27 protein-coding genes are annotated in these 24,191 nt (G+C 38.5%); 14 read left to right on the top strand and 13 right to left on the bottom strand.

The features are described 5' to 3' along the window. Window positions 1-15: 15 nt before the first annotated feature. The 4 genes from I597_RS03545 to I597_RS03530 all read right to left on the bottom strand — a co-directional run bounded on the left by I597_RS03545 (window position 16) and on the right by I597_RS03530 (window position 4,262). Window positions 16-894, bottom strand: coding sequence for a cell division protein FtsX (locus I597_RS03545; RefSeq protein ID WP_035326391.1), 879 nt, complete (start codon window positions 892-894; stop codon window positions 16-18). A 90-nt stretch (window positions 895-984) separates the two neighbouring features. Beyond that, on the bottom strand, window positions 985-1,932 hold the full coding sequence (locus tag I597_RS03540) for a hydroxypyruvate isomerase family protein (RefSeq protein WP_035326388.1): 948 nt from the start codon (window positions 1,930-1,932) through the stop codon (window positions 985-987). Window positions 1,933-1,936: 4 nt separating this feature from the next. Next, window positions 1,937-2,581: a gluconate 2-dehydrogenase subunit 3 family protein gene (locus tag I597_RS03535; protein WP_035326385.1), complete on the bottom strand. Its 645-nt coding sequence runs from the start codon at window positions 2,579-2,581 to the stop codon at window positions 1,937-1,939. Between the two features lies 1 nt (window position 2,582). Beyond that, entirely contained in the window at window positions 2,583-4,262 is a 1,680-nt protein-coding gene (locus tag I597_RS03530) for a GMC oxidoreductase (protein WP_201771776.1), read from the bottom strand. Between the two features lie 191 nt (window positions 4,263-4,453). On the opposite strand from I597_RS03530, the gene I597_RS03525 reads away from it, so the two are divergent. The 12 genes from I597_RS03525 to I597_RS03470 all read left to right on the top strand — a co-directional run bounded on the left by I597_RS03525 (window position 4,454) and on the right by I597_RS03470 (window position 13,733). Beyond that, the gene (locus I597_RS03525) at window positions 4,454-5,443 is read left to right on the top strand and encodes a sugar phosphate isomerase/epimerase family protein (RefSeq protein ID WP_035326380.1); all 990 of its coding nucleotides are present in this window, start codon (window positions 4,454-4,456) and stop codon (window positions 5,441-5,443) included. Window positions 5,444-5,448: 5 nt separating this feature from the next. After that, the gene (locus tag I597_RS03520) at window positions 5,449-6,672 is read left to right on the top strand and encodes a nucleoside permease (RefSeq protein ID WP_035326377.1); all 1,224 of its coding nucleotides are present in this window, start codon (window positions 5,449-5,451) and stop codon (window positions 6,670-6,672) included. 43 nt (window positions 6,673-6,715) lie between these two features. After that, the gene (locus tag I597_RS03515) at window positions 6,716-7,849 is read left to right on the top strand and encodes a Gfo/Idh/MocA family protein (protein WP_035326374.1); all 1,134 of its coding nucleotides are present in this window, start codon (window positions 6,716-6,718) and stop codon (window positions 7,847-7,849) included. Between the two features lie 135 nt (window positions 7,850-7,984). Continuing rightward, entirely contained in the window at window positions 7,985-9,037 is a 1,053-nt protein-coding gene (locus tag I597_RS03510) for a sugar phosphate isomerase/epimerase family protein (protein ID WP_035328923.1), read from the top strand. Between the two features lie 9 nt (window positions 9,038-9,046). Further along, complete coding sequence (locus I597_RS03505; protein WP_035326372.1) at window positions 9,047-9,805, top strand: 3-keto-disaccharide hydrolase; 759 nt, start codon at window positions 9,047-9,049, stop codon at window positions 9,803-9,805. A 3-nt stretch (window positions 9,806-9,808) separates the two neighbouring features. Further along, window positions 9,809-10,570 (top strand): 3-keto-disaccharide hydrolase, encoded by a 762-nt coding sequence (locus I597_RS03500; RefSeq protein WP_035326369.1) that lies wholly within the window; start codon window positions 9,809-9,811, stop codon window positions 10,568-10,570. Then, complete coding sequence (locus I597_RS03495) at window positions 10,570-10,902, top strand: hypothetical protein (protein ID WP_035326367.1); 333 nt, start codon at window positions 10,570-10,572, stop codon at window positions 10,900-10,902. The genes I597_RS03500 and I597_RS03495 overlap by 1 nt, the downstream gene beginning before the upstream one ends. A gap of 84 nt (window positions 10,903-10,986) precedes the next feature. Continuing rightward, window positions 10,987-11,850 carry a YicC/YloC family endoribonuclease gene (locus I597_RS03490; RefSeq protein ID WP_035326365.1) on the top strand — a complete coding sequence of 288 codons (864 nt, stop codon included), beginning with the start codon at window positions 10,987-10,989 and terminating at the stop codon, window positions 11,848-11,850. Beyond that, a complete protein-coding gene (gmk, locus tag I597_RS03485) occupies window positions 11,850-12,449 on the top strand; it encodes a guanylate kinase (protein ID WP_052111872.1) in 600 nt (199 codons plus the stop codon). The genes I597_RS03490 and gmk overlap by 1 nt, the downstream gene beginning before the upstream one ends. A gap of 7 nt (window positions 12,450-12,456) precedes the next feature. Continuing rightward, on the top strand, window positions 12,457-12,801 hold the full coding sequence (locus tag I597_RS03480; RefSeq protein ID WP_035326363.1) for a HopJ type III effector protein: 345 nt from the start codon (window positions 12,457-12,459) through the stop codon (window positions 12,799-12,801). Window positions 12,802-12,819: 18 nt separating this feature from the next. Next, on the top strand, window positions 12,820-13,398 hold the full coding sequence (gene nadD / locus I597_RS03475) for a nicotinate (nicotinamide) nucleotide adenylyltransferase (protein ID WP_035326362.1): 579 nt from the start codon (window positions 12,820-12,822) through the stop codon (window positions 13,396-13,398). 5 nt (window positions 13,399-13,403) lie between these two features. Next, window positions 13,404-13,733, top strand: coding sequence for a hypothetical protein (locus tag I597_RS03470; protein WP_035326361.1), 330 nt, complete (start codon window positions 13,404-13,406; stop codon window positions 13,731-13,733). Window positions 13,734-13,830: 97 nt separating this feature from the next. Here I597_RS03470 and lysM read toward each other — a convergent pair whose 3' ends face one another. The 4 genes from lysM to dprA all read right to left on the bottom strand — a co-directional run bounded on the left by lysM (window position 13,831) and on the right by dprA (window position 18,217). Further along, window positions 13,831-14,331: a peptidoglycan-binding protein LysM gene (gene lysM / locus I597_RS03465; RefSeq protein WP_035326359.1), complete on the bottom strand. Its 501-nt coding sequence runs from the start codon at window positions 14,329-14,331 to the stop codon at window positions 13,831-13,833. Between the two features lie 227 nt (window positions 14,332-14,558). Beyond that, window positions 14,559-15,560 (bottom strand): WG repeat-containing protein, encoded by a 1,002-nt coding sequence (locus I597_RS03460; protein WP_035326356.1) that lies wholly within the window; start codon window positions 15,558-15,560, stop codon window positions 14,559-14,561. Window positions 15,561-16,062: 502 nt separating this feature from the next. Further along, window positions 16,063-17,022: a hypothetical protein gene (locus I597_RS03455; RefSeq protein ID WP_035326353.1), complete on the bottom strand. Its 960-nt coding sequence runs from the start codon at window positions 17,020-17,022 to the stop codon at window positions 16,063-16,065. 91 nt (window positions 17,023-17,113) lie between these two features. Further along, a complete protein-coding gene (dprA, locus tag I597_RS03450; RefSeq protein WP_035326350.1) occupies window positions 17,114-18,217 on the bottom strand; it encodes a DNA-processing protein DprA in 1,104 nt (367 codons plus the stop codon). Between the two features lie 101 nt (window positions 18,218-18,318). Between dprA and I597_RS03445 the strand changes: the two genes are divergently transcribed. Then, entirely contained in the window at window positions 18,319-19,254 is a 936-nt protein-coding gene (locus I597_RS03445) for an HU domain-containing protein (protein ID WP_035326348.1), read from the top strand. 68 nt (window positions 19,255-19,322) lie between these two features. Continuing rightward, entirely contained in the window at window positions 19,323-19,832 is a 510-nt protein-coding gene (locus I597_RS03440; protein WP_035326344.1) for an acyl-CoA thioesterase, read from the top strand. 50 nt (window positions 19,833-19,882) lie between these two features. Here the strand turns inward: I597_RS03440 and I597_RS03435 are convergent, their stop codons facing one another. The 5 genes from I597_RS03435 to I597_RS03415 all read right to left on the bottom strand — a co-directional run bounded on the left by I597_RS03435 (window position 19,883) and on the right by I597_RS03415 (window position 24,187). Next, on the bottom strand, window positions 19,883-20,068 hold the full coding sequence (locus I597_RS03435) for a CsbD family protein (RefSeq protein ID WP_035326340.1): 186 nt from the start codon (window positions 20,066-20,068) through the stop codon (window positions 19,883-19,885). 111 nt (window positions 20,069-20,179) lie between these two features. Then, entirely contained in the window at window positions 20,180-20,689 is a 510-nt protein-coding gene (locus tag I597_RS03430) for a hypothetical protein (RefSeq protein ID WP_035326338.1), read from the bottom strand. 114 nt (window positions 20,690-20,803) lie between these two features. Then, a complete protein-coding gene (locus I597_RS03425) occupies window positions 20,804-22,036 on the bottom strand; it encodes a murein hydrolase activator EnvC family protein (RefSeq protein WP_035326336.1) in 1,233 nt (410 codons plus the stop codon). Then, window positions 22,023-22,802, bottom strand: a complete 780-nt coding sequence (gene lolB1, locus I597_RS03420) for a lipoprotein insertase outer membrane protein LolB1 (RefSeq protein ID WP_035326334.1) — start codon at window positions 22,800-22,802, stop codon at window positions 22,023-22,025. Before lolB1 ends, I597_RS03425 begins: the two co-directional genes overlap by 14 nt. Window positions 22,803-22,804: 2 nt before the next feature. Next, complete coding sequence (locus tag I597_RS03415; protein WP_035326332.1) at window positions 22,805-24,187, bottom strand: tetratricopeptide repeat protein; 1,383 nt, start codon at window positions 24,185-24,187, stop codon at window positions 22,805-22,807. Between the last annotated feature and the right edge of the window lie 4 nt (window positions 24,188-24,191).

The raw sequence follows: 24,191 nt of genomic DNA, 5'->3' as shown, positions 1-24,191 counted from the left end.
CATCTAGTAATTCGGCTAGTAGTATAGCTCGTCTGTGCGCAAATTTAAGAAACGTTGTGTTGCCAGAAAGGTACTAAACCAAGTAATGAGTATTCCCATTAAAAACACACCTCCAAATAATGCTCCTAGTACGAGCGGGTCATCTAGTAATGTGAGTTGCGGGAATGCTTTATTTGCATAATACAGCACTCCTGCCATACCTGCTATAGCGATAAGCGCACCTATAATCCCAAGGCGCACACTCTTCCATACAAAGGGACGTCTTATAAAACGTTTTGTCGCGCCCACCATTTGCATTGTCTTTATTGTAAAACGCTTTGCGTACACAGATAGTCGTATAGAGCTATTGATAAGCAGTACTGCGATAAACGTAAATATGCCAGAGATAATAAGTATCCACAGGCTTATTTTTTTGATATTATCATTAAGCAATGATATGAGAGGTTTATCATAAGTTACTTCTTCTACAAAGTCTTTTGATGCGATCTCATTTGCTATTTCTTCTACCTTCTCTGCAGATACATAATCTGCATTGAGGTATAAGTCTATGCTATTTTGAAGCGGGTTCTCGCCAAGGTAATCTACAAAGTTTTCTCCCAGGGCTTCACTATGAGATGCCGCAGCCTCTTCTTTTGAAACAAATTTTATAGATTTTGTGTACGCTGCTAGAGAAAGTGTTTTCTCTAGCTGTTTCATCTCCACGTCTTTTGCAGCATCTTTAAAGTAAACACCTACAGCAATGGTCTCCTTAAAATAATCTGCTACCTTTTTCGTGTTAAGCACGAGTAGTCCCAATATACCTAATAGAAATAGTACCAAAGCGATGCTAATCACCACCGAAAAATAGGAAGTAATTAATCGTCTTTTCTGGTATTTTTCAAAAGATGAACTCATTTGCTAGGGTTTTGAGTAAAAGTAGTAAATCCTACACACTCCGTTATCAAACGAAGAGATCCTGATTGTATTATTATTAAAAATACAGATTTACAAAAACCTATCACTCTCCACATACGCATCTATCACACGCTGCTCACCCTCTTTTCCTTCTATACTATTACCGTGTTCCATTCCTAAGACTCCTTTGAAACCACGACTGTGTATATATTTAAATACATTTTTGTAGTTAATCTCTCCAGAAGTAGGCTCATTACGACCAGGGTTATCTCCTATCTGGAAGTAAGCAATCTCGTCCCAACATTGTTCTATGTTTGGAATTAAATTTCCTTCTTGAATTTGCTGATGGTAGATGTCAAAAAGAATCTTGCACGACGGACTGTTTACAGCTTTACAGATTTGATATGCTTGTGGTGACTTAGATAAAAATAGTCCTGGGTGGTTTCTAAAATTGAGTGGCTCCAGCACCATCACAATGCCGTGCGGTTCTAGTAAGGCGCTTGCTTGTCTAAGGCTCTCTACTACGTTTGCGGTCTGAAAATCAATATTCTGACGCAAGTCTACGTGACCAGGTACCACAGTCATCCATTTTGCATTTACACGTTTTGCTACCTCAATAGAGCTCTTAATATCTGCCAGAAACTCGTCCCGCCATTCTTGATTTCCGCTCGCTAGGTTTGGCTTTGTCCAGTGTATTTTATGAGCCACAAAAACGCCCATAGTAAGACCACGCCTACGCATCACCTCTGCCATTGCTTCTTGTTCGGCAATGGGGCGGCTGCGCATCTCATTATCTTCAAAGGCGGTAAAGCCTTGATCTGCCATAAAGTTGAGCTGATTGATAACATTTTCGCCAGCGAGCTCTTTAAACATTCCTATGTGCGGGGCATAATTGAGATTAAAAGTGTGTGGTTCTGTGTCCGCTTTCGCGAAAGCGGAATCTCTCACAACATTATTCATCGCGTGTATACCTGCGATCCCTAAACCTAAAAAGGAACCCGTGAGAGCTCCTTTTTGTATAAATTTTCTTCTTTCCATATAATTACAGTGAGTATGCTTTTCCTCCTGTTGCTTCCTCTACTGGTAAGCAACCTATTTGTTGTCCCGGAATAGGCTCATAAGCAAGTACGTTTTCTCCTATCTCTTCAGACTGTTTCCAACCCCAGATAGTCATACCTCTTACGTTTTGCAGTAAACTAAAAGCGCCAGCATCTGGATCTACCTTTACCGTCTTGTCTCTCTGGTATGCTTGGTAATACTCTCCTAGACTTTTATTAAATACTTCTTCTTGTTCTTTTGAAGCATTTAGATATTTGGCTAGAAGCTTGTCGTAATCTTCGGCCTCTGCATCATCAAAAGTTTTACCTGTTGCATCTTGCAATCTATTTGCAAGTGCATCAAAACCAGCTTTAATATGCGTTTGATCTTCTAGAGGTATCACCTCATTCCAGTACATATCTATAAACTTATGCGCACCTACATCTACAGCTCCTGGTATTGCCTCATCTGATGGGATAATAAGATCTACAATATGACGAAGCGCTTTACCTTGTGAGTTATTAATAAACACAGGTTCAAACACTGGCCCGTCTGCTTTACAGCTTTGTAGTAGGCTTAATAATGTAGGTGTTGCAACGAGTGCCACTCCACCTAATCCTAAGTTCTTTATTAATTGTCTTCTTTTCATCTTATGCTTCTTTTTTAATTTGAGCGGCAGCGTGATTTGCAGCACGTGCACTAAAAGCCATATAGGTAAGTGATGGGTTTACACAACTTGCAGAGGTCATAAATGCTCCATCTGTCACATATACATTAGGTACTGCGTGTAGCTGGTTATTACCATTACATACAGATGTTTTTGGATCACGTCCCATACGTGCTGTACCCATCTCGTGTATACCGTTACCTGGAGCACTTGGGTCATCCATAGTCTGGATATCTTTAAAGCCGGCATTTTTAAGCATATCTTTTGCACTTGCAATCATATCCTTACGCATTTCCCACTCGTTTTCTTTCCACTCTGCGTCAAAGTTTACCTTAGGCAGTCCCCATTTATCAAGATCATTATAATCTAGGGTCATTTTATTCTCGTGGTAAGGAAGACACTCTCCAAAGCCCATAAGACCTATAGTCCATCCTCCTGGTTTTTGAATCTCTTCTTTAAGCTTTGCGCCATATCCTGCTTCGGCAATTTGTGGTTGGTAATCACCACGACCTGCACCACCTTGATAACCGTATCCACGCTTAAAGGTTTTTTGATCTGTTACTCCGCCTATGTTTCTAAAACGAGGAATGTAAATCCCGTTAGGACGGCGTCCTTTATAATATTTATCTAGATCTCCATCCCATTTTGCAGTTGCTCCTGCTTTAAAGTGGTGATCCATTAAGTTATGTCCAAGCTCTCCAGAGTCATTACCCATACCGTTAGGGAAGCGCTCACTCTTAGATTGCATAAGTATGCTTGTAGATCCTATGGCAGATGCACAAAGGAAAACAACTTTAGATTTAAACTCTAATTTTTCATTTGTCTCTTGATCTACCACTTTTACCCCAGTAGCTTTACCTGTAGCATCATCATACATTACTTCTGTTACGATAGAAAACGGACGTAACGTCATATTTCCTGTACGCTCTGCAGCTGGTAGCGTAGATGAGTTACTTGAGAAGTACCCTCCAAAAGGACATCCTCTCACACAGCGATTTCTAAACTGGCAAGCAGAACGACCATCATAGGTCTTTGCTCCTGTAATATGTGCAACACGCCCTATAGTAAGAAGACGACCATCTTTATAATTTTCGGCCATATTCTTTTTAAGAACCTCTTCTACACAGTTAAGCTCCATAGGTGGTGAAAACTTTCCGTCTGGTAGTACCTCTAGACCTAACTTTTCTCCAGATACAGAGATATACTCCTCTACCTTATCATACCAAGGTGAGATATCTTTATAACGTACAGGCCAGTCTACAGCAATGCCTTCTTTTTTATTTGCTTCAAAATCTATATCAGACAGTCTATAACTCTGTCTACCCCACATAATAGAACGACCGCCTACGTGATACCCACGTATCCAGTCAAAGCGTTTTGTCTCATTATAAGGATGATCAATATCATCTACAAAAAAGTGACGACTATCTGCCTTATGAACATATCCCGTACGGGCTTGTTTTTCATATCTAGCCTCCACTTCACGTGAGTTATTACCTTTAAATTTATTGTCCCAAGGGTCATTGTGCATTGTAGGGTAGTCATCTATATGCTTTACCATACGACCGCGCTCTAATACGAGCGTTTTCATACCGTTTTCACATAGTTCTTTTGCTGCCCATCCACCAGAGATTCCTGAGCCTACGACAATTGCGTCGTACATTTCGTTTTCGTTAGCTGTATTCACCATAAAATGTATTAATGAAAATTTATTGGGATATAGGTTACCAAATATATAAATTTTAAGTTGTTTTTTGTGAATATCTAAAAAAGACTACCTTAGTCAAACCCTATATTTAACAGTAAATGACAGGCGAAAACGTTATAGTTCTAGTCTTATTTAAAATTCATCTTATGAAAAATTATTTGTTAGGCGCTCTTTTATGCGCTTTTGTACTTATTTCTTGTAAAGAGGAGGTAAAAAAAGAGGAGAATTCCGCTTTCGCGAAAGCGGAAAAAGAAGTTTCTAAAGAAAATATGCCCTCTTACAAACATTCCCTCGCTCAATGGTCTCTTCACAAACCGTTTCAAGAGGGTACTATGGACCCGATGGAATTCCCACAAATTGCCAAAGACCTTGGTTTTACAGGAGTAGAATATGTGACACAACTATATCCATCTGTTGCTGAAGTAGGGACAGACTATAAAGAACGTGTAATGAAACTTGCAAAAGACCTTAATGCTAAGGCAACTGCTGCAGGAATAGACAACGTTCTTATTATGGTGGATCACGCTGGTGAACTAGCAGATCCAGATCCTAAAAAACTAGAAGAAGCTATTGCAAATCACAAAATATGGATGGATGCAGCAAAACTTATGGGAGCACACTCGGTAAGGGCAAATCTCTTTGGAGAGCTAGACCCTGTAAAATGGCACGCACTATCTGTAGCTTCTCTTAAAGAGCTAGGGGCTTACGGTAAAGAAGTAGGTGTAAACGTAATTATAGAAAACCACGGAGGCTGGTCTAGCGATGGAGAAAAACTTGTTGCTGTGATGAAAGAGGTTAATATGGAAACGGTAGGTGTCTTACCTGATTTTGGAAACTTTTGTGTAAAACGTGAAGGAGGAGAACGCTGGAGTGCTCCTTGTGTTTTAGAATATGATACCTATAAAGGAATAGAAGAAATGATGCCATATGCAAAGGGAGTGTCTGCAAAGTCATATAACTTTGATGAAAATGGTAATGAGACAAAATTAGACTATCAACGATTAATGCAAATCGTTGCCGATAGTGGTTTTGAAGGATATGTGGGTACAGAGTATGAAGGACCACTAGAAGATCCAAAAGAAGGTATCGCTCTTACTAAAGCACTAGTTCAAAAATCAATAGACAAACTTAAATAAGCACTATGAAATCAACGACTAAGTTTCAATTATCCTTTATGATGTTTCTCGAGTTTTTTATCTGGGGAGGCTGGTTTGTAACCTTAGGTACATTTATGGGTAATAACCTAAGCGCCGAAGGAGGAGAAATTGCAGCAGCATTTTCTACACAATCTTGGGGAGCTATTATAGCTCCATTTATTATAGGTCTTATTGCAGATCGATTTTTTAATGCAGAGCGCATTCTGGGAGTGTTGCATATTATAGGTGCCGTACTTATGTATTTAATGTCACAAGCAACAGACTCAGCTGTGTTTTATCCATATGTTTTGGGGTATATGATTGCTTATATGCCTACACTGGCGCTAGTAAACTCAGTTGCGTTTAACCAGATGAAAGATCCATCAAAGGACTTTCCATTCATTCGTGTATGGGGAACCATCGGTTGGATTGTGGCAGGACTACTAATAAGTTTTGCTTTTGGATGGGACTCTCAAGAGTCTATCGCTGCAGGTTTACTTAAAAACACTTTTGTAATGACTGCTATTGCTTCTGCAGTACTAGGAGTTTTTAGTTTTACACTTCCTAAAACACCACCAAGCGCAAAAGGAGAGAAAGTTGCAATTAAAGATATTTTAGGTCTTGAAGCTTTAGATTTACTTAAGGATAGAAACTTCTTAGTGTTTTTCCTTTCTTCGGTACTTATTTGTATTCCACTTGCTTTTTATTATCAAAATTTAAGTCCGTTCCTAACGGAATCTGGTGTAGAAAAGTCTACAGCCCTTGCTTCTATAGGTCAAGTATCTGAGGTAGTCTTTATGTTATTACTTCCTTTCTTCTTTAAGAAATTTGGGTTTAAGAAAACGATCCTTGTAGGGATGCTCGCTTGGACATTGCGCTACCTACTGTTTGCTTATGGTAATACTGGAGACCTTTTCTTTATGATTATTACAGGTATTGTTTTACACGGTATTTGCTATGACTTTTTCTTTGTGTCTGGACAGATTTATACGGACAGTAAAGCTGGACCAAAAATTAAAAGTGCCGCTCAAGGACTTATCACACTTGCTACTTACGGTGTAGGGATGCTGGTAGGTTTTTATGTAGCAGGAAAAATAACAGATGCAAATATTGTAGGTGAAGGTCACGACTGGAACTCAGTATGGGTATTCCCAGCAATTTTTGCAGCAGCAGTATTTGTGATTTTTGCACTGTTATTTAAGAGTGAAAAAATAGAATATACGGAGTAGATCTTATCATTTACTATTTCATTAAAAAAAAAAACACAACACAATGAGCAATAAAATAAGATGGGGCGTCTTAGGTGGCGGCGGTGATAGTTTAATAGGTGTGTTACACCGCGTGGCGGCAAGTATGTTTGACGCATACCAGCTAGTAGGTGGTTCTTTTAACCCAGATATTGAGGTAAGCAAAGACTTTGCTACGCAAATAGGCATCCCGACAGATCGTATTTATAAAGATCTTACAGAGCTTGTACAAAAGGAAACAGCACTCCCAGCAGACCAGCGTATGCAAGTGGTATCTATACTTACACCTAACTTCTTACACTTCCCGATGGCAAAGCAGCTGCTAGAAGCTGGCTTTAACGTGATTTGTGAGAAGCCTATGACAATGACGCACGCAGAGGCGCTAGAGCTTGAAGCTATTCAAAAGAAGAATGGTAACGTCTTTGGACTTACGCATACCTACACAGGCTACCCTATGGTTCGCCAAATGAGGGAAATGATAGCAAATGGAGAACTAGGCGAGATACAAAAAGTAGACGCTCAGTATTACCAAGGCTGGATTAATAACCTCATACACGACAAGGAGCAACGCAATAGCACCTGGCGTTTAATGCCTGAAAAATCTGGAATTTCTTGCTGTCTTGGTGATATAGGCGTTCACGCCTACCAGATGCTAGAATTTGTGACTGGCAAAAAAATTAAATCTGTACTTGCAGACCTCAACCATCTGTATGAAGATAATGAGATGGATATAGACGGCACCGTGTTACTACGCCTAGATGAATACACAAAAGGTGTACTACGATCAAGCCAAATAGCAACTGGAGAAGAGAACAACTTTACCGTAGCTATTTATGGTACAAAAGCAGGCCTTAAGTGGGAGCAAGAAAACCCTAACTATCTTTATTTACTAGAAGATGGTCAACCTATGCGCGTGCTCAAACCTGGCCACGCTTATAACAGTGCGCTATCGCTAGACGGCACAAAACTACCTCCGGGACACCCAGAAGGAATTTTTGACGCGATGGGTAACATCTATAAAGGTGTTGCAAAGGTAATACGTGGAGAAGACTACAATTCGGGCGAGTTTCCGGGTATGACAGATGGTGTACGAGGAATGAATTTTATAGAGAAAGCCGTGCAATCTCATCGTGATGGGAATGTGTGGGTAAACTTATAAGCTTGTCCACTTCCGCGAAGGCGGAAGTCTCAAAATAGAATGTTTTTACTTAAAGATGAGTACGCTTTCGCGAAAGCGTAAAAAACAACAACTGAAAAGATTCTCGCCTTGGCGGGAATGAAAAAAATATATCCAATGAAAACAATAAAAGGACCCGCAGTATTTCTCGCCCAGTTTATGGATGACAAAGCACCATTTAATTCGCTAGACGGATTGTGCAAATGGGCAGCAGACCTTGGGTATAAAGGAATACAAATCCCAACTTGGGAAAACCGATTAATTGACCTCACCACAGCTGGAGAGAGTAAAACTTACTGTGATGAGCTTAGGGGTAAAGTAAATGACTATGGGCTTGAGATTACAGAGCTCTCTACACACCTACAAGGGCAACTAGTTGCAGTACATCCTGCATACGATTTGATGTTTGACAACTTTGCTCCAGACGATTGTAAAAACAACCCAAAGAAGCGTACTGAGTGGGCTCGTAAGCAAGTAATAAGCGCTGCACACGCAAGTAAACATCTTGGTCTTGATGTGAGTGCCACGTTTAGTGGTTCGCTGCTTTGGCATACAATGCACCCTTGGCCACAACGTCCTGCAGGACTTGTTGAGATGGGGTTTGAGGAGCTTGCAAAACGTTGGTTACCTATACTCAATACTTATGATGAGTGTGGTGTAGACGTGGCTTATGAGATTCACCCTGGTGAAGATTTACACGATGGTGTGACTTTTGAGCGTTTTCTAGAAGCTACAGGTAATCACAAGCGTTGTAATATTTTATATGACCCAAGTCACTTTGTATTACAGCAACTCGATTATATCGCATATATAGACCACTATCACGAGTTTATAAAGGCCTTTCACGTAAAAGATTCTGAGTTTAAACCAGATGGGAAGCGTGGTACCTTTGGCGGTTATAGTGACTGGCAAGATCGCGCTGGGCGTTACCGCTCTCCGGGAGATGGACAGATAGACTTTAAAACCATTTTTACAAAACTCACAGAATACGGTTGTGACGTTTGGGCAGTGATGGAGTGGGAATGTTGTGTAAAAAGTCCTGAGCAAGGAGCTAGAGAAGGCGCACCTTTTATCGCTTCACATATTATTGAGGCAACACAAAAACGCTTTGATGATTTTGCTGGAGAAGATATCGACAAGGAGCAGTTAAAGAAGATATTGGGACTTTAAAACACAATTATGAAAAGAACATTCTATATCGCAGCAGTGGCTTTAATGGCATTTGCTTGTAAAAACGAAACTAAAACCACGGTTGTAGACATTAGGAGTGGAGAAGGTAATACCTTCTCTATAGGCGGCAAAAAAATTGCCGAGCCTAGTGATAAAGTTGTTCTTTTTGACGGCTCTAACCTCAACGCTTGGAAAGGTTATGGTACAGACGGTATGCACGACAACTGGACCATAGAAGATGGAGCAATGGCATTTACACCTGGGGAAGAAGGTGGTAAAAACATCATTACAAAAAACACCTATAAAAACTTTGAACTCAATCTAGAGTGGAAAGTTTCTGAAGGTGGTAACAGTGGCATCTTTTGGGGTGTAAAAGAATCGCCAGAATTTAAAGAAGCTTATGAAACTGGCCCAGAGATACAAGTTCTAGATGACGAGCGTCATCCAGATGCAAAGGTGGCAAATGGAACGCACAAAGCAGGATCACTTTATGATATGATAAAACCTGCAAACGGTATGATCAATCCCGCGGGTGAGTGGAATAAAGTAACGCTTTATATCAATCACGATAGCAACCTAGGTAAAGTAAGCCTTAACGGTAAAGAAGCATACTCCTTCCCCGTAAACGGTGAAGAGTGGGATGCTATGGTTGCAAAGACTAAGTTTGCAGACTGGAAAGGCTTTGGTAAATATCAAGAAGGTCACATAGGTCTCCAAGATCACGGAGATAAAGTATGGTACCGCAACATTACAATAAAAGAATTATAGATTATGAAATTATACCATTTAGGAATTATCGCAACAGCACTAACCATTACATCGTGTGGCTCAGGAAATGTGGGTGACGAACCTACAAAACCAGAACAAACAGAAGTATGGGGTCCAAAACCTGCAAAGGTTGCCATAAACGGGCAGACCGGTATCCCTAGTGATGCTGTAGTATTGTTTGACGGCACAAACCTCAACGCTTGGAAAAGTAAAAACGACGGCGGCGCTCCTAAGTGGACGATTAATCAAGACGGCAGTATGACCGTAAAGGATAAAACGGGAGATATTGTGACCAAAGAAGACTTCGGGAGTGTGCAATTACACCTAGAATGGCGCAGTGACCCAAACAATACTCAGACTAACCAAAACAGAAGTAATAGTGGTGTGTTTTTTCAAGGCTTATACGAAGTACAAATCTTAAATAACAATGACAATGACACCTATGTAAACGGTATGGTAGGCTCTATTTATAAGCAAAAAGCTCCAGACGTTATGGCTGCAAAACCTACTGGAGAGTGGAACAGCTATGACATTGTCTTCCACGCGCCAGCGTTTAATGCTGCAGGTAAAAAGACAAAAGCTGCTACAATCACCGTATTTTTAAATGGTGTACTCATACAAGATCACTATGAGATACAAGGTAGTACAGAGTATATAGGTTACCCAAAAAACAATGCTCACGGTGACGGTCCTATAATATTACAAGATCACGGAGATATGAGTGGTGTAGGGTATAGAAATATTTGGTTACGTAAATTAGATTAATGAACTTCCCTGCACTCCTTACAACATTTGCCCCAGCACTCATAAGTCTGGCATTATTTATAAATACACGTTACTTTCCGCCATCGCTGGGTAATCCTTTCTTGTCAAAAGCTCCAGAATGGTGGATGAGAGATCAAGCCACTTGGGATAAAGCATACTCCTTTCTTGCTCAAAAGTATGGGATAGGCACCATTGCACTTTTTGCAATTTGTAGTTGTCTTCTCTTTTTAGAAAGCCCTTATGCTGCATACGGCGGTTATATAGCATTAGTAGCATATGTTGTGCTGGCTAACTACCAGGTGCGCTCTTATATGCAAGAAAAAGTAAAATAGGATGTGATTACGCTTTCGCGAAAGCGTAAAAAACCACAGGCATTCTTAATTTTTCATTACTTACTGAACCATTATCTTTGCGCTATGATAAAATCAATGACTGGTTTTGGGAAGAGTGTCGTACAGCTTCCCGGAAAAAAGATTACTATCGAGATCAAATCGCTTAACAGCAAAAACCTTGATCTCAATGCACGTATCCCTTCTACCTATCGTGAGAAAGAACTCGCACTACGCAATATGGTGGCAAAAGCTCTAGAACGTGGTAAGATAGATGTAGGTCTCTACATAGAAAGCACTGGCGAAAACACCAATACAGCGATTAATGAATCTGTTGTAAACACGTATATGAAACAGCTGTCAAACGCTGTTGCTGGTGAGCCTAGCGAGATAGAGCTACTTAAAATGGCTGTAAGGCTTCCAGATGCTCTCAAAACTGAGCGTGAAGAACTGGATGAAAATGAGTACAAAGCCATTGTAACTAATCTAGAAGGTGCGCTTAAGGAGATAAACGCTTACAGACTAGATGAGGGTAACTCTCTCAAGACTGAGTTTGAACTGCGCATTAAAAATCTACAGCGTTTACTAGATGAAGTTATCACTCTTGATAAAGATCGTCTTGCAGATGTAAAAGTGCGTCTAGAAAAGGCCGTTGCAGATCTCAAGGTTAATCTTGACGAAAATAGGTTTGAGCAAGAGCTTATTTATTACCTAGAGAAATACGACATCACAGAAGAAAAGGTACGTCTTAAAAATCACCTAGATTACTTTACAGAAGCGCTAGAATCTGATAACTCTAACGGTAAAAAGCTAGGCTTTATAGGTCAAGAAATAGGTCGTGAGATTAATACCATAGGCTCAAAATCTAATTATGCACCTATGCAACAGCTAGTGGTGCAAATGAAGGATGAGCTAGAAAAAATAAAAGAGCAAGTATTAAACGTACTCTAATGGGAAAACAACCTGACGCACAAGAACTAAATCACACGGGGAAACTCATTGTTTTTTCGGCGCCTTCTGGTAGTGGAAAAACAACAATTGTAAGACATCTCCTGGGTCAACCAGAGCTCAATCTCGAGTTTAGTATCTCTGCGACTAGTAGAGAACCTCGCGGGACTGAAGTACACGGCACAGATTATTACTTTATCTCTCTTAAGGAGTTTAAAAATCATATCAAAGCAGACGACTTTCTAGAATGGGAAGAGGTCTATCGTGACAACTTTTACGGCACACTTTGGAAGGAAGTACAACGTATCTGGGCGATGGGTAAGCACGTTATATTTGATATAGACGTAGTAGGCGGTTTACGCATAAAGAAAAAATTTCCAGATAAGACGCTTGCCGTTTTTGTAAAACCACCTAGTGTAGACGAGCTCAAAATACGTCTTAAAAAACGTAGTACAGAAAGTGAAGATAAAATCAATATGCGCGTTGCAAAAGCTTCTGTAGAGCTTGCTACGGCACCACAATTTGATCATATTATTCTTAATGATAATCTAGAAAAGGCACTTAAGGAGGCTGTAGCACTCGTCACTGATTTTGTAAAATAATAGGGCAATGACATTACAAGATTTTAAAACTAAACTTACTAGCACACCCACCGAGATTGAGTTTACAGATACAATGTCTGTTATAGAAGCGCTATATACTTTTACGCCTAGCTCTTTTAAGAATGGTGACATTCATAATGACGCAGGTGAGAACAATGGCTCTTGTAAGCTGTTTGCATTTGCACAAGAGCAAGGACTAAGTAAAAGTGACACGCTACAGTGTTTTGGCGAATATTACAGAGAAGATGTGCTACAAAACCCAGAGGGTACAGATCACCAAAATATTAGAAATTTTATCAAATACGGTTGGGACGGAATTGCCTTTGACACAAACCCGCTCCAAAAGAAATAACTCAAAACTTACTATCCCTTGAAAATAGGTCTATACTTTGGAACTTTTAACCCTATACACATAGGGCATCTTGCTATTGCAAATCATATGGCAGAGTATAGTGATCTAGATAAAATCTGGATGGTTATCACGCCTCACAACCCTTTTAAGAAGAAGAGTAGTCTTCTTAACAATCACCATCGTTACCAGATGGTAATGGAGGCTGTAGAGCATTATGACAAAATCGAGCCAAGTAATATTGAGTTTGACTTACCACAGCCTAACTATACGGTATACACGCTAGCTCATCTAGAAGAAAAGTATCCTCAGCACGAGTTTTGTTTAATAATGGGTGAGGATAACCTTAAAAGCCTTCATAAGTGGAAAAACTATGAAGTTATTTTGGAGCGTCACGACATCTATGTATATCCTAGAATCTCTGAAGGTACGGTTGAAACACAGTTTGATAATCACCCAAAGATTCACCAAGTAGACGCTCCTATAATGGAGATTTCATCTACAATGATACGTAAGGCGATTAAGCAGGATAAAAACATACGACCACTACTTCCTCCAGAAGTTTACACCTTCATAGACGAGATGAGTTTTTATAGATAATCCTTATGCTTAAAAGAGATCTCACCGACCAAAATGCAAAAGAAGCCACTTACTACGGGCTTATGATGGTTGTGTCTTTTCTAGTATATTTTATATTAAACAGAGTTATTAAATCAAGTAATGACTTACCTGATTTTTTAACAGGTTTTGCCACGGCAATATTTATTGTTTCCAGTGTCTTTACAATTATAAAATACGTCAAGGCTCGAAAAGAACCTCATAATACTCACCTGGGCAAAGCAAAACTCTTTGCAGGGCTCGCCGTCGTATTCTGGGTGTTAGTTTTAATGAATATGAGTAAAGAGCTTCTGAACGTTTTTGGTTCACTAAACTAGATGAATTTATTACATAAAAAAAGAACAAACATTCCAGACTATCGCCCTTCATATTTGTTCTTTTAATTAGTCTATAATCGCGCTTGAGCGCTTTCTTTTATTTCTCTAAGTGAGGAATACGTAATACTTGACCTGGATAAATTAAATCTACATCTTTAAGCATAGGTTTATTTGCTTCAAAGATTTGTGGGTACTTCATTGGGTCTCCGTACATCGCTTTTGAGATCTTACTTAAAGAATCTCCTTTTTCTACGGTGTAGAAACGAGCTTCTGGCTCTGGGTTCTCTACAGTAAGTCTATCGTCTACCGTTGCAATTCCTGTAGAGTTTCCTACTACAAGGATTACCTTTTCTTTAGTAGCTTGATCGTGTGCACTACCTGCAACAACAGCAACATCACCATCTATAGATATATCTAGATCATCTACATCTAGACCAAGGTCACTAATAGTTTCTGCCATATTGCTTGCAGCCTTTGCATTTTCCATTGCAATCTTTTCTTCTGCAACTGCTGCTGCTTCTGCCGCCTCTTCTTCTTCTGTTTTCCCTATTCCGAATACTTTTGCTCCGGCATTTTTAATAAATGAAAATAATCCCATAATTATAATTTTTAGTTAGTGTTTTTATTGTGTAGTCAATTTACAAAAAAGTAGGTGTTTATACAGTATTGTTAAGAGGAGTTTGGCAATAATAATCTTCTAGTACATTAGTCTTAATTTTTATGCATTATATCTATACTAAAGAGGTTATGTTATGACATAAATTAAACTAGAAATACATTGAAATAATTGTTGTTTATTAACTCAGTTCTTGTTGCCTACGTTTTTTACTCAAAGTACGATGCCTTCTCGAATTTTGGTTCAATTATTATTTTTCCTTTCTTGTTAATGTAACCGTATAAGCCATTTATCTTAACATAAGCAAGTCCGTTTCTGAATTCTCCAGCACTTTCAAATTTGGGTTCAATTGCTATCTCTCCGTTTTTCTTAACATAACCCCAAAGTCCATTTAGTTTGAATTTAGCTAAACCTTGAGTAAAATGCCATAAATCGTTAAAAGTGGGTTTTAAAATCATTTCTCCAATGTCGTTATAGAATCCCCATTTACCATTCCGTTTCACAATTGACCTTTTTTCTTGGCAATACCCAATAGAACTATAAAGTGGGGGAATTATAGTATCTCCCTTTTTATTTATACTTCCTCGTCCTGTATTGGTTTTAAAATGTTTTGGATATGAATTATGTGTAGCCCATAATTTTTGATTAGTCACAACATTTTTATAATATCTATATATTCTACCTTTTTTGTCAATTAACATTAAACTTGGGTCTTCAAAAGTATGAATTAACGCTACTTCCGATTGAAAAGGATAACAAGTTTCGTATTTGAGAGGTATTATAACCTTTCCACGTTTATTTATATATCCGCAACTATCGTTTACTGTAACATCAGAAAGTCCATTTGAGAAACCCAAAAAAACATCATCAAATTTGAATTGTATTTTTATTTTACCCCTAGAGTTAATAAAACCATATTTATTATCTTTTTTAACTGCTGCCAATCTTTCGTAAAAGGGACTAGCATCATCATAAATCATTGATATGATAATTTCCCCTTTCTTATTTATGAAACCATATTTTTTGTCTTTTTGAACCATAAAGAGATTAGTGCTGCGACTCTTTATTATGTAATCATATGCTGGGGAAACAATGACTTCTCCAGTTCTATTAATGAGTCCATATTTTCCGTCATTTTGTATTACCGCAGTTTGACCTGACTTACAGCTCAAAACAATAACTAAGATTATTAAAAAGGAAAGTTTTTTCATAGTTGACTTCAATTGTGAATTATAAAATTCAGATGTTTAAGTTCATTTATCAACCTTGAATTAGTGAACTAAGTTTTTGGCTTAGCTATGTTGCTCAAAATGGTAATTAACAGGTCACTACATAAAGCGTGGGGCATACTTCGGCAAGCTCAGTACAAGCCTTGCGAAAGAGCCTCTTTTCTTGTTTTTTAAATGATAATTAAATATACAAATAATTGAGAAGGATCACGCTTTCGCAAAAGCGTAAAAAAATTGCGTAAAAGCTTGCACTGAGCGTCGTTTAAGCAGATTTATTTATTAACTCAGTTCTTGTTAAGAGGAGTTTGGCAATAATAATCTTCTAGTACATTAGTCTTCATTTTTATGCATTATATCTATAGAAATAATGCTTTCTTAAAACAGAAAACCCTTACGCTAAGTAACACTTAGGTAAGGGTTTTCCAACTAAATAACCAACCAAAAAATCTTTATGCGTCACACTGTGGTTGTACAGTGCTCCTTTTTATTTTAACGCTTTTGCTTTTTTCGCCTTGAGCGCTTCTATTTCTTTTTTAATTTCTGAAGTCTTCTTACGTAACTTAGGTAAGGTTTTAGACTTCCCATCTTCTGAGGTTCTAAACTCTATATACCCTCTACCTCTAAACTGGTAGGTAGTACCTGTAGTTACTTGATATAACTCTATGGTCTCGTCATCTATAACGGTAAGGTCAAAGAACTCATTGTCTGGAAAATTATAATCTAGTGTTAAAGTTTTTTGGTAAAAATCACCAGGCACATCATCTACATCATAAATCCCATCATAGTCCCAGTATATATTATTTACTGGTGTACCATTACCATCTTCAGAACTTCTAAAGTTGCCAGAAACCCCTGCTGGTAAAAACTGTAAGTAGTTCTCATTATCAAAAGGATTGATCTCACCTTCTTGACTTGTATATATTTTTTCCCAAGCCTCAAACTCTTGTAAGAAGTAGTGTATGTTATTGTAAAACACTAGGTCATAGTCAAAGGTGTTGCGCTGGTAACCTACCAGTATATATCTCGCTCCTGTAGACGGGTGATATAATTCTATCTCATTACCAGATAACTGGCGTACATCAAAGGTGTAATCTCCGTCTAAATCGTGATAAGCATCTAGCTCAAAACCAAAGGTATCATAGCTACCTACATCTATCCCAAACCCGGCTCCATTGTACCCTAAACCAGAAAGGTTATTATTTGCAAAAATATTTCCTCCTCTAAAAGAGACTGTAAATGCCTTTTGTAAAAATGGTACTACTATATTTCCAGATGAGGCATCTATATCTACATACCATATCTCATAATCTGTTAATACTTGATTAAGTGTAGGTCCATTATTAACCTCTACATATGGATCTACTTCTACAATCGCCTCTGTATAACACGAAGTAAACAAAATGGCGACGAGCGCTACTGCAATAAAATGTTTGATCGTTTTCATACTGTTTGTTTTTGGATTCCCTTAACAGTATTCAAACCACGTGCCAAAAATTCAATTAACTCAAAATCAGCTACTTAAATATATTATGTTACTAGATAATTTCAAAGAGTTTCCCAGGGAGAGGTCTTATCACACCTTTTAATTCCATTTGTAATAAGATGCTTGCAATCTTGTAAGTAGGCAATTTACAATTAAGAGCGATGATGTCCATAAGCTCTTTGCCATTGTCTTTTAAGAAGCGCCATACCAGTTTTTCTTCATCTGTAAGTTCTACAAAAAGTTGTTTTTGGATCACGGGAGCTTGTTCTTGCTCTAGTTTCCAGTCCAGTAAATAAATAAGATCTGCAGCACTCGTCATAAGGTTTGCACGTTGCTGTTTTATGAGATTATTGCATCCCAAGCTTTGCTTATCTTCTGCCCTGCCTGGTACTGCAAACACGTCTCGATTATATCCATTTGCAAAGTCTGCAGTTACAAGAGAACCTCCCTTCTCTGCAGACTCAATAACGATAGTAGCCTCAGACAGCCCAGCAATAATACGGTTGCGCTGTAAGAAGTTAGTATGTACAAAACTGCTCTTACTCCAGAAGTCTGTAACAAAACCGCCATTTGCCTCTACATCGCTCATATACTTAGCGTGCACCTTTGGGTAAATTTGATTAAGCCCGTGAGCCAGTACACCTACATTTTGCAATCCGTGCTCAATACAGGCTTTATGTGTGGTAATATCTACCCCATAAGCAAAACCAGAGATAATAAGCGGATTTAAGGGAGCCAAATCTTTAATGAGCTTTTTTATAAAATGCTCGCCATAGGTTGTAATCTTTCTAGTCCCTACAATGCTTATAATTCTTCTATTATTCCAGTTTATGTTTCCTCTAGAAAATAGCAGCACTGGTCCATCTAGACAGTGTTTGAGACGTTGTGGGTATTGCTCATCTGTAAATGCACAGACGTTTATGTTGTTATCTTGTATGAATTTTAATTCCGCTTTCGCGAAAGCGTGATACTCCTCATTACCAAAAGCTTTAAGTTTATGCTCACCTATGCCATCTATCTTAAGCAGTGTGCTCTTTTTCTGTTCTAAAACCGCCGTAGCCGAACCAAAGTGCTGAAGCAGTTTTTTTATAGAACCATCACCCAGATTTGGGGTGTATTGTAAGGTAAGAAGTGCGAGTAATTCTTTTTCTGTCATTAATGCTTGAAATTGAGGCTACTAAGTAACAACTATTATATCTGTTAATAAAATATATCTCGCCTTGTTGCGTGACTAGACATTTTGACTATTTTTGAGTTATGCAGTTAGACCAATACATAAGTGACCTTTTATACAGATATGAGTGTGTAATATTACCAGGTTTTGGGGCTTTTTTGACTCAAATCCAAAGTGCGCAAATACACGCCACTACGCACGCTTTTTATCCACCTAAAAAGAAATTGTCATTTAATGCGCAACTTACAGACAGTGATGGTTTACTGGCAAACTATATTGCAAAGACAGAGATGATTCCTCATAGTGAGGCGAGTAATCGTATTAAAACCTACGTGCGCTTTCTTTATGACAACCTGCATAAGGGAGAGTCACAAACGCTTACAAACATAGGTACACTATCTTTAGACACAGAGAGTAGATTACAGTTTGAGCCATCATATCACCTCAACTATCTTACAGATTCTTTTGGGCTATCTTCTTTTACCTCGCCAGAGATTATGCGAGAAGTTTATAAAGAAGAAGTTACTGCACTTGAGGAGACAACACCTATTGCTTTTACACCAGAACGTAAGGCAAGTAACTCTTGGCTTAAGTATGCAGCAGCAGCGGTTATCGCCTTTGGCGTTCTTGGAGCGGCTAGCTTTAATTATGTTCAAGATGTAAAAGAGCATAATTATGTGGCACAAGAGCAAGCAAGAGAGCAGCTAGAAGATAAGATACAAGAAGCGACATTTGTTATCCCTAATCCTTTACCAGCTATACAGCTGTCACTTACAAAGCCTGCAGGAAATTATCACATTGTAGCGGGAGCTTTCCGTATGGAAGAAAATGCGCAGAAGCGTGTAGACCAGCTTACAGAAAAAGGATATAAAGCTCGTACCATAGGGACTAACAAGTATGGACTGCATCAAGTAGTATACGGAAGCTTTACACACTCTCAAGAAGCGCTTTCAGAACTTAGAGCAATACGCAAGACAGATAATCAAGATGCTTGGTTACTTGTACAAAGTATCGATTAATACTCTTTATACATTTTACTGTTTCCCTTTTCTACTTTGGTGTACCTTTGCGCCAAAATTGAATATCTATGGATTCACGCACACCAAGCGACTCAAAAACAATACTTACAGATCTTGTACTGCCAAGTGAGACTAACCCACTGGGTAATCTTTTTGGAGGTGAGCTACTTGCTCGTATGGATAGAGCAGCTAGTATTGCTGCAAGACGTCACTCACGGCGTATCGTTGTTACAGCATCTGTAAATCACGTAGCTTTTAATAGAATGATTGCTCTAGGGAGCGTTGTTACTGTAGAAGCAAAGATTTCTAGAGCATTTAAAACATCTATGGAAGTCATTATAGATGTATGGATAGAAGATCGCGAGAGCGGCCTTAAAACGCAAGCAAACGAGGCGATTTACACCTTTGTAGCAGTAGATGAGCAAGGACAGCCTGTACCAGTACCTCAAGTTGTACCAGAATCTGATCTTGAGAAACAGCGCTATGATGCAGCCTTACGCCGTAAACAATTATCACTGGTGCTTGCAGGCAAGATGAAACCTGCAGAAGCAACAGAGCTCAAAGCATTATTTATATAACATAAAAAAGCCTCCGTTATGGAGGCTTTTTTATTTGTATTTATGGGCTATTACCATTTTTCTATTTCTTCTTTAATAGCCTCTTTTGTTTTTCCTGTTTTTTCTTGAATACGGCCTAGAACCTCATCCATCTTTCCATCTGCAAAGGTGTCATCATTATCAAAATGCTTACCATATTTCTGTTTAAAATCTCCTTTTACTTGATTCCACTTTCCTTCTAATTCTGTCGAGTTCATAATCTTTCTTTTTAAGTTCACCACTAAATTACTCACAATGAGATGGCTATTGTAATAAGACTGTATTAAAAAGTGTTATGGTTGTGCTAAAGTTTACAAGCTTAGAAAACACTAAAATTTTATACCTGTTCTTAATCTAATAGGGTGCGATAGCTCGTAGCTTACTGTAGGCGCAGCCTTGTTTTGATAAACAGGTGCCACAAACTGAATACCTGCATCCCACTCTGGTGTAAACTGCACATCTATTCCCATAGTAGGGACAAACTCTGTAAACATAAGCCCGCTGGTGTCAAGTCCTCTCACTACTTGCCCTTGTACACCCAGGTATGCACTTATACCCTTTGTGGCTTGATATCTAAAAATAAGAGGAAACTCGACCACCTCGTCATTACCTACACGTGACCTTGATATCCCACCCTGTAAGCTAGACTTATAACCTAAAGATGTCCCCACAAGTAGCGTGCGTGTTTGATCATAAAATTCTTTATTGGGTTCTCCTGCATTACTAGGTAGCGCACCTATTGCGTTTAGAGAAAAACGAGGTTCTGCCGTGGTTGTGGTGTTTTGAGCACTAATGATTGAAGCGCATAAAATTAAGAGCAAGAGGCTAAGATGTTTCATAGCCCTAAATTTAAAACTTATGTAACTCGCTTGTGTTAAGCTTATTACAAAAAATATAAATAAAATGCCAAATGATATTTAGAAGTGCGCTTTCGCGAAAGCGTAAACCAGCAGCTATCGTCTACTTATCCATTGTGTAGGGTTGAGCTTGGTCTGGTTTTTACTTACCCTAAATTTAAGAATGCTCTTGCCTGTAAATGCATTACGAGAGACTTCACCTAGTGGCTGTTTAAGAGTTACTTTTTGACCCAGTTTTACTTTAATATTTTTAAGATTAAAATAGGTGGTAAGATAATCACCGTGCCTTATGATGATAGCAATGTTTGCTCCCTTTGCGTCTTGTATAGAAGTTACCTCTCCCTCAAAGATGGCTCTTACGGTAGCATTTTCTGTGGTTTCTATATCTACACCACTATTGCTTAAAGTAATCCCTGGTAAGGTAGGGTGCGCAGACTTACCGTAAGGTCTTACCACGCGGCCACGCTCTACTGGCCATATGAGTCTACCTTTATTACTAGAAAATTCTTTTGCAAGTGTAACCTCTGCTGGTGTGAGGGCAAATGTCTTACTGCTTGTAGATTTACCTGCTTTTTTATTACTAGCAGCAATAGCTTCTGCAATGAGCTTATCTATCTGTCTGTCTATGCGATCTGCCTCCTTTTGTTTCTTTTTGATCTGAGCGATATAGGTACTAGACTCTTTACGTATTTCTTTTATGAGTAGGTCCTGGCGTTGCTTTTCTTTATCTAGTTCCTTTTTTGCCGTTCTATTTTCGGCAATGAGGGTTTCTTTGTCTGCTTTTTGCTTGACTAGTTTTTTATTAGTCTCTTGTATAAGTACTGTGCGTTCCTTGATTTGCTCACCTTGCTTCTTGCGGTAGTTTGCATACTGCTTCATATACTGTACACGCTTGTAAGCTTGCTTAAAATCTTCACTAGAGAGTAAAAACATCACCTTGCTTTGCCCGCTCTTACTTTTATACGACTTGCGTATCATCTCACCATAATCTTCTTTTAATATGGCGAGCTCCTTACGGAGGTTTTCCATCTTTACGAGATTTTCATTAATCTCTCTTGACAATAGGTTGGCTTGACTATTTGTAACTCGTATGAGATCTGAGCGTAGTCTTATCTGGGTGTCCAGATCTTCTACTTGGGTGAGAATAGATATTTCTTTTTTCTTATTTGTTTCGCGTAAGCGTTGCAACTGTCGCATTTCTCTTTTAAGAGCCTCACGACGCTGTTCTAGCTGCTTTTGCTTTGCAGACTGCCCAAAGGCCGCTTGCGTAAAAAAGAGCATCATAAAAACACTCAGGAGAGCTATATATATGCGCCTATCTCTTTGCATCTAGCTTTATTTCTTCATATCCAGAAGGAATACTAAACGGCATACGCACCTCTCCATCTAAATCTATATCACGAAACTCGATTTGTACCTGTGACTGGTTGCGACCATCATCTGCAAGAATATCTAGCGAAAATGGAAAAGTCTTACCTCCTACCTCTTTGTAATTTCCGTATGCAATATCTAAAGTCCCGTTACCATCTGTTTGCTCTATGCGTTGTTCTTGCGTGACAAAATTTTGACTAGCAATCCCAAAGAAGATGAGTGCCTCCTTGAGCTGTTTTTTTGGTGTGACCTCATAACCCGTTTGCGTTTCTTTAAAAGTATACTTTCCCTCTCTTAGGTCATAAACAGTTAGTCCCGTAAGCAATCGCTGTAACTGATAAAAATCTATATCAACTCCTAAGTACTGACTAAGAAATGTAAAGTCTCCATCAAAATATTGATTATTGAGCTTGTCGTAAAATTGTACCTTTTGTGGTGTAATCAAGGCGCGAGCACCAGAAAAACCAATGAGTGACGCGTTTAGCCAGATTTTTTTGTCTTTTTCTATGCGTATCGTTAGTGTTACCGTAGGCTTTGATCCTTTTTTATCTCTGTACTTTATCTTGGTACGTGCATCTAGTGTTTTATAAGTGAGTGCATTGTTGTAATACTCAGTAATAAGTCTTTTTGCAGAGATATCTTCGGAAGTACTAGTACTCGCTGCTTTTTTTACACCACAACTTGCGAGAGCAACTAATAAAATAATGTAAACAAGCTTTCTCATTATTATCCTTGCGCTTTTAATTGTTCTACTTTATTGTAGTATTTACTTGCTGTAGAAGCATTACCGTCCCCTTTATGTGCATCGCCTAGTTGCTGGTAAAAATCTATTTCCATCTTTACATCATCTATCACATAATCTACGCCTAGTTCAAGTTGATCTATGGCTGCTTTAAATTTACCTTGATTATTAAGTGCGACTCCATAAGTAAGGTATAATAGTGGCTGTGATGGATAAAGGTCTAGTGCATTTGCAGCAATCTCTTCGGCATCTTTAAAGCTTCCAGAGTCCAAAAGTAAAAGACTTGTGTTTTTAATAAGCTCAAGATTTTCTGGATCACTCTGTAAAGCTTTCTTTAAATATGGCAGTGCCTTATCCTTACTTCCTTTTTTAATGTAATAAGAAGCTAGTTCTTGATAAATATTAGAATCTCCCACCTGTGTGTCAAAAACTGCAATGGCTTTTTCTAACTGCGATTCATATTGTGGGTTACCGTTTACAAATAACACAAAATCATTAAGCACGCGATGCTTTGCTGCGGCACTCATACGAGTACTTTCCAGTACTTTTTGCATAGAGCTTATGGCCTCATCTATTTTATTATCATTGAGATTAAACTTATACAGAGCTAGGTGTACCTCATCTGCATAAGGGTTTACCTTTTGAAGTTCTAGAGCGGTTTCATACGCTTTTTGCGTATTTCCTTGCTCGCTATAAAGCAATATGAGTTTAAGATACTCTGCTTCACTTTTAGGGTTTGAGGCTATATTTTTCTCTATAGCTTTTACCTGCCTAGATGTATCTCCAGAGAGTAGATACAATCTGTTTTTTAATCTATCACGATATATATCTGTACCTATTTCTTCATCAAGCTCATCTATAAGATCTAGCGCCTCGTTATATCTTTTTGTGCTTGTATAAATACGTGCAAGATCTTCTTTATACTGCACGTCAAAATTAATGAGATTTTTTACTGTAGTCTCAGCAGCATCATAATCTCGCTGCTGGAAGTAGACTTCATATAGTGCTTCTAGTACATCTTCATTATTTGGCTCGAGTTCTAAAAATTTATTAAAATCTAAAGCAGCCTCATCATACTTTTTTAAGAATACGTGATTTTTACCTCGCTCAAAATATAAAATAGGATGACTAGATGGTGACATTGAGATACACTTGTTAAGCTCCATAATGGCACGCTCATAATTCTCAATTCCCTTTTGTTTTAATGCTTCAAAAAAAGATGTCTGAAAATCGTCTGAAACATTACCTAGGTCATCTACATTCTCATCTGCAAAGGGATTTGCTTCTTTTAAGAATTGCCCATACGCACGATCCTTTACTAGTGTAAAAGCGATCGTGAGTATGAGTATGTAGATTCCTTTTTTCATTAAA

This window comes from Dokdonia donghaensis DSW-1 (genome assembly GCF_001653755.1).
GTDB lineage: Bacteria > Bacteroidota > Bacteroidia > Flavobacteriales > Flavobacteriaceae > Dokdonia > Dokdonia donghaensis.
This window is presented reverse-complemented; position numbering and strand designations above follow the sequence as displayed.

Coding starts and splice junctions, on each gene's coding strand:
- I597_RS03495 (WP_035326367.1), top strand. CDS start 10,570: ATGAACTTCCCTGCACTCCTTACAACATTTGCCCCAGCACTCATAAGT.
- I597_RS03545 (WP_035326391.1), bottom strand. CDS start 894: ATGAGTTCATCTTTTGAAAAATACCAGAAAAGACGATTAATTACTTCC.
- I597_RS03490 (WP_035326365.1), top strand. CDS start 10,987: ATGATAAAATCAATGACTGGTTTTGGGAAGAGTGTCGTACAGCTTCCC.
- I597_RS03530 (WP_201771776.1), bottom strand. CDS start 4,262: ATGTACGACGCAATTGTCGTAGGCTCAGGAATCTCTGGTGGATGGGCA.
- I597_RS03515 (WP_035326374.1), top strand. CDS start 6,716: ATGAGCAATAAAATAAGATGGGGCGTCTTAGGTGGCGGCGGTGATAGT.
- I597_RS03415 (WP_035326332.1), bottom strand. CDS start 24,187: ATGAAAAAAGGAATCTACATACTCATACTCACGATCGCTTTTACACTA.
- I597_RS03460 (WP_035326356.1), bottom strand. CDS start 15,560: ATGAAAAAACTTTCCTTTTTAATAATCTTAGTTATTGTTTTGAGCTGT.
- I597_RS03470 (WP_035326361.1), top strand. CDS start 13,404: ATGCTTAAAAGAGATCTCACCGACCAAAATGCAAAAGAAGCCACTTAC.
- I597_RS03525 (WP_035326380.1), top strand. CDS start 4,454: ATGAAAAATTATTTGTTAGGCGCTCTTTTATGCGCTTTTGTACTTATT.
- dprA (WP_035326350.1), bottom strand. CDS start 18,217: ATGACAGAAAAAGAATTACTCGCACTTCTTACCTTACAATACACCCCA.
- I597_RS03425 (WP_035326336.1), bottom strand. CDS start 22,036: ATGCAAAGAGATAGGCGCATATATATAGCTCTCCTGAGTGTTTTTATG.
- I597_RS03505 (WP_035326372.1), top strand. CDS start 9,047: ATGAAAAGAACATTCTATATCGCAGCAGTGGCTTTAATGGCATTTGCT.
- I597_RS03510 (WP_035328923.1), top strand. CDS start 7,985: ATGAAAACAATAAAAGGACCCGCAGTATTTCTCGCCCAGTTTATGGAT.
- I597_RS03520 (WP_035326377.1), top strand. CDS start 5,449: ATGAAATCAACGACTAAGTTTCAATTATCCTTTATGATGTTTCTCGAG.
- I597_RS03455 (WP_035326353.1), bottom strand. CDS start 17,022: ATGAAAACGATCAAACATTTTATTGCAGTAGCGCTCGTCGCCATTTTG.
- lolB1 (WP_035326334.1), bottom strand. CDS start 22,802: ATGAGAAAGCTTGTTTACATTATTTTATTAGTTGCTCTCGCAAGTTGT.
- gmk (WP_052111872.1), top strand. CDS start 11,850: ATGGGAAAACAACCTGACGCACAAGAACTAAATCACACGGGGAAACTC.
- I597_RS03435 (WP_035326340.1), bottom strand. CDS start 20,068: ATGAACTCGACAGAATTAGAAGGAAAGTGGAATCAAGTAAAAGGAGAT.
- lysM (WP_035326359.1), bottom strand. CDS start 14,331: ATGGGATTATTTTCATTTATTAAAAATGCCGGAGCAAAAGTATTCGGA.
- I597_RS03440 (WP_035326344.1), top strand. CDS start 19,323: ATGGATTCACGCACACCAAGCGACTCAAAAACAATACTTACAGATCTT.
- I597_RS03500 (WP_035326369.1), top strand. CDS start 9,809: ATGAAATTATACCATTTAGGAATTATCGCAACAGCACTAACCATTACA.
- I597_RS03540 (WP_035326388.1), bottom strand. CDS start 1,932: ATGGAAAGAAGAAAATTTATACAAAAAGGAGCTCTCACGGGTTCCTTT.
- I597_RS03445 (WP_035326348.1), top strand. CDS start 18,319: ATGCAGTTAGACCAATACATAAGTGACCTTTTATACAGATATGAGTGT.
- I597_RS03430 (WP_035326338.1), bottom strand. CDS start 20,689: ATGAAACATCTTAGCCTCTTGCTCTTAATTTTATGCGCTTCAATCATT.
- I597_RS03535 (WP_035326385.1), bottom strand. CDS start 2,581: ATGAAAAGAAGACAATTAATAAAGAACTTAGGATTAGGTGGAGTGGCA.
- I597_RS03480 (WP_035326363.1), top strand. CDS start 12,457: ATGACATTACAAGATTTTAAAACTAAACTTACTAGCACACCCACCGAG.